At 35.4% G+C, this 4,256-nt stretch carries 5 protein-coding genes; 3 read left to right on the top strand and 2 right to left on the bottom strand.

Annotated elements, in window-relative coordinates:
- Together Q0L68_RS17080 and Q0L68_RS17085 are read right to left on the bottom strand one after the other, a co-directional pair.
- Positions 1 to 481: porin family protein (locus Q0L68_RS17080; protein WP_296705456.1), on the bottom strand; the 481-nt coding region annotated here is incomplete at its 3' end.
- A 92-nt stretch (positions 482 to 573) separates the two neighbouring features.
- The gene (locus Q0L68_RS17085) at positions 574 to 1,125 is read right to left on the bottom strand and encodes an outer membrane beta-barrel protein (RefSeq protein ID WP_296705458.1); all 552 of its coding nucleotides are present in this window, start codon (positions 1,123 to 1,125) and stop codon (positions 574 to 576) included.
- A 170-nt stretch (positions 1,126 to 1,295) separates the two neighbouring features.
- Here Q0L68_RS17085 and Q0L68_RS17090 point away from each other — a divergent pair, with 170 nt between their 5' ends.
- The 3 genes from Q0L68_RS17090 to Q0L68_RS17100 all read left to right on the top strand — a co-directional run.
- Positions 1,296 to 1,859, top strand: coding sequence for a Crp/Fnr family transcriptional regulator (locus tag Q0L68_RS17090; protein ID WP_296705460.1), 564 nt, complete (start codon positions 1,296 to 1,298; stop codon positions 1,857 to 1,859).
- Positions 1,860 to 1,938: 79 nt separating this feature from the next.
- Complete coding sequence (locus Q0L68_RS17095; RefSeq protein ID WP_296705462.1) at positions 1,939 to 3,231, top strand: parallel beta-helix domain-containing protein; 1,293 nt, start codon at positions 1,939 to 1,941, stop codon at positions 3,229 to 3,231.
- 5 nt (positions 3,232 to 3,236) lie between these two features.
- Positions 3,237 to 4,256, top strand: a 1,020-nt coding sequence (locus Q0L68_RS17100; protein ID WP_296705463.1) for an SO2930 family diheme c-type cytochrome, incomplete at its 3' end; no start/stop codon positions are given.

Here is a 4,256-nt window from a genome sequence, read left to right on the forward strand (position 1 = left end):
TGGTCAAACCTAAGTCATAGCTTGCTTGGACGTTAAATCCCAAAGGTAGATTTATTCCAACACCTACCACCGCACCTATATCATATCCTCTGATTACATCTGTACTTGTTGAGGTGATATTACCCAATTCGTATTTTCTTGATGCTAAAACAGACGCTTGTGGTCCGGCAAAAATATTGACTGTTTCAATAATATTAAATCGAACTAATACTGGAATATCAATGTAATTTAATCTTTCATTGACCTCAATTTGAGAAATATCCTCATTACCTTCATATCCTTTTTTTGAATATTGCAGTCCTGGTTCTATATCAATTACTCCTAGTTGAATTCTATAATATGCTCCAAGATGGAATCCTTGCTTATGACTAAAGTTTGTATCCGAGAAATTTGATGAATTTAATCCAGCTCTCGCACCAAATTGAGCATTTGCAGTACTGATTAATCCAATAAAAAGGGCCAAAAACAAAAATTTTTTCATGATAGATTAGTTTAGGATATTTTCAGGCTTCAATCAACGCAAATATTTGACCAAGTAAATCAAAGATAAACCTGAAAACTCAAATATTGAATTTAAAACAAATCAAAACCAATGGAGAGTTTAAATACTTTGTTTTCTCTATTTGGATATAAATCTCCCAAATCATTCTTGGCGATTCCAAAGCTTGCCTGTACATTGAATCCGTAAGGCAAATGAATCCCAATTCCTCCTACCCCACCAAACTCAGTTTGTGGTATATTCTCCATATTGGTATCAACTACCCCATCTAATTCGTATTTCCGGGACATTAGCCAGGACATTTGAGGCCCCACGAATAAATTGATTTCTGGAAAGAAATTAAAGCGAATTAATAAAGGCGCATCTACATAATTTAATCGCTCAAAAATAACTTTCCCTGTATTTCTATCATTTCCTCGAAATCCTTTTTGAGAGAATTCTATGCCTGGTTCTATTGCAAAAAAACCTAATTCCAATCTATAATATGCCCCTCCGTGCATTCCCAACCTTGCATTTACATTTGAGTTTGTAATATTACTCGAACTCAATCCCGCTCTAATTCCTGCTTGACCCTGAACAAACCCAATCAAACCGATTGTAAAAAGCATCATTAAAAAAAATCTCATAGTTCAAGAATAAAGGTTGGTTAAAGGCTGATTTAGGTTCAAAGAATGAATTTTCAAATGTTTTACAGAGAAAAAGCTCTCTTCTAGTCTAGATTTTTTAATTTACTACCTAAAAGTAGCAGAAGCTTTTCATTGTAAACTCAAAAAACATTACTTTTTAAGAATACCTCATGGAAAAAATTCTAGGCATTTTTGACAAATTCCCCTTTCTCAGCGATAGCGCTAAGACGGGATTTTTAAGTAATCTCGAAAAAGTGGAATTCAATAAGGGAGATTTATTAGAAAAAGAAGGAGAAGTCAGTCAGTATTTATATTACTTTTTAGAAGGTTCTGCCAGAAGCTTTTACAATAGAAATAACCGGGATATCACGGTATCCTTCACGCTAGATGGAGAATTTGTAACGGCAATGCATTCTTTTATTACCAGAAAACCCTCTTATGAAAACATAGAGACTTTGGAAAAAAGCAAAGCTTACCGAATTTCGCATGATACTTTAGAGAATATGTTTGAGAACTTTCCTGAAACTGAAAGAGCATATAGGATGATTCTGGAGGAATATTACATTGTGCTGGAAGAGAAACAAATCTTTTCAAAATTCAAAACGGCACAGGAAAGGTATCTTGAACTAATGGAGTATAGACCTAAAGTAATTCAAAAAGCTTCAGTGGGGCATATTGCCTCTTATTTAGATATGAGTATAGAAACCCTGAGTCGAATTAGAGCCAGAATCTAATTTATTGATTTTTATCAATAGCTATTTTTCATAGGGATATCAATATTTGTCAGAGTAAAATTATTCTAGCCCCAAGTCTATGAAAACTGCTTTTATCTGTCTTTTTATTTCCTCTTTATTATTCATGGTCTCATGTAATAGCAGATCAAATGAACAGACTTTCGATTCCTCCAAATTACCCAGAGCTTCAGAGGATGAAGTTGAAAAACTTGTAGAAGATTTTATTCTAGTGGAAGATGGAGGTACTATTACGATAGAGCCGCTATTTTATGAGCTTAAAACCCAATTGATTCTAGACAATAAAAAGAATATTAAAATCATAGGAGCTGGAATGGATCAATCGGTACTTTCATTCAGAAATCTAAAATCCGGAGGCGAAGGGGTCAAAATAGTCGGAGAAAATATCCTAATTGAAAATTTCAGTATTGAAGATGCTCCGGGAGATGGTATTAAATCACAGCACACAGATGGGATAACATTCCGCAAACTGAACGTTACCTGGACGAATGGTGATAAATCCAAAAATGGAACGTATGCCATTTACCCAGTTCAATGTAAAAATGTTGTAATTGACGGATGTATAGCTTCTCACTCTAAAGATGCTGGTATTTATGTAGGTCAATCTGAAAATATTATCGTGAAGAATTCTCTTGCTTTCGGGAATGTAGCGGGGATAGAAATTGAGAATTGTGATAATGCAGAAGTTTATGATAATCTCGCAAGAAATAATTCCGGAGGAATTTTGGTCTTTAATCTACCCGGCCTTCCCAAATCAGATGGCCGTGGTACAAAGATTTATAACAATGCCATTATTGATAATAATCATGAAAATTTCGCAACACCTCTAGGCGACGGGCCTAATGGAAATACAGTGACTATGATCCCTCCAGGTTCGGGAATCATTTTACTAGCAGCAAAAGAGGTGGAGATTTTTAATAATCAAATATTTAGAAACAAAACAACTGGATTAGCGATTGCAAGCTACCAGATTACAGGATTCCCTGCGGAAGCTCCAAATTGGTCCCCCTATTCTCATGATATTTATGTTCATGACAATAGCTACGAAAGAACCTTAAAACTTCCGGATCTTACCCGGGAATTGGGTCAACTAATCTCAATTTACAATGCTCATGGTAAAGCTAAAACCCAAGACATTATTTACGATGGTATTTGGGACATGGAGATCAGTCAAGAAATTGAATCCAACCCAATGAAAATCTGTATCAACGAAAAGGGAATGGAAGAAATGCACTTCACCAGATTTTATTTAATGGACGGGGAAGATAATATCGAATCCTTTAAAGACTATAAACCCTTCCAAGGTTGTAATGTAAATGTATCCACGGATGTAAGTTCTTTAGCATCTCTTTAATCAATATGAAACCCAGAATATTTGTCTTTATTGGCCTTTCAGCTTTTGTTTTTTATTCGTGCAAGGAAAATTCAGAATCAAAGCAAAAACCTCAGTCTGTGCCATTAATGGAGGAGATTGCAGATGGCAAGTTTCCTTATAAAAGACTTTCAACATACGGTTTCTTTGAGGGTGAAATAAATGATCTCCTTCCTAAGCATTCCATTATTCCATATGAGCCAGTGTCTTCTCTTTTTACTGACTATGCCCTTAAAAGCCGATTTATTTCAATTCCGGATGGCCAAAAAGTTATAGTAGAAAATGAGGAACTTAACTTTCCTTCTGGAACGATCCTTATTAAGAATTTTTACTACCCTTCAGATTTGAATAAGCTTGAAGTAGACAAGCGAATTATTGAAACCAGGCTGCTGATAAATTCTGAAAAAGGTTGGGAAGCCTTTCCTTACATCTGGAATGAAGACCAAACTGATGCCCTATTGAAAGTTGTCGGAGGAGAAAAAGAAGTGAGGTATATTGATTCAGAAGGAGAAGAACAGATTATTAATTACTTGATTCCCAATAAAAATCAATGCAAGACTTGTCATAATAAATCGGAAGAATTGGCTCCGATAGGTGTTAAAATCAAACACCTAAACAATGAAAAAATGTTTGAATCAGGCAAAAGAAACCAATTGGAATATTGGCAGTCAAGAGGGATCTTAGAAGGGTTTTCAAATCAGGACAATTATCCATCGTTAGTCGATTATAAAGATGAGACCCAAGCTTTATCTGAGAGAGCTATGGCTTATTTAGATATCAATTGTTCACACTGTCATCAAGAAAACGGTCCTGCAAGCACTTCAGGCTTATTTCTGGAATTTGATCAAAAAGATCCTTTGAAACTTGGGATAATGAAAACACCCGTTGCGGCAGGAAATGGTGCAGGGGCTTTCGATTATGACATTTTACCAGGAAAAGCAGACAAGTCTATTTTAACCTATAGAATGAATTCCACCGAAGTTGGAATCGCAATGCCTGAACTTGGA

This window comes from Algoriphagus sp. (genome assembly GCF_024642405.1).
GTDB lineage: Bacteria > Bacteroidota > Bacteroidia > Cytophagales > Cyclobacteriaceae > Algoriphagus.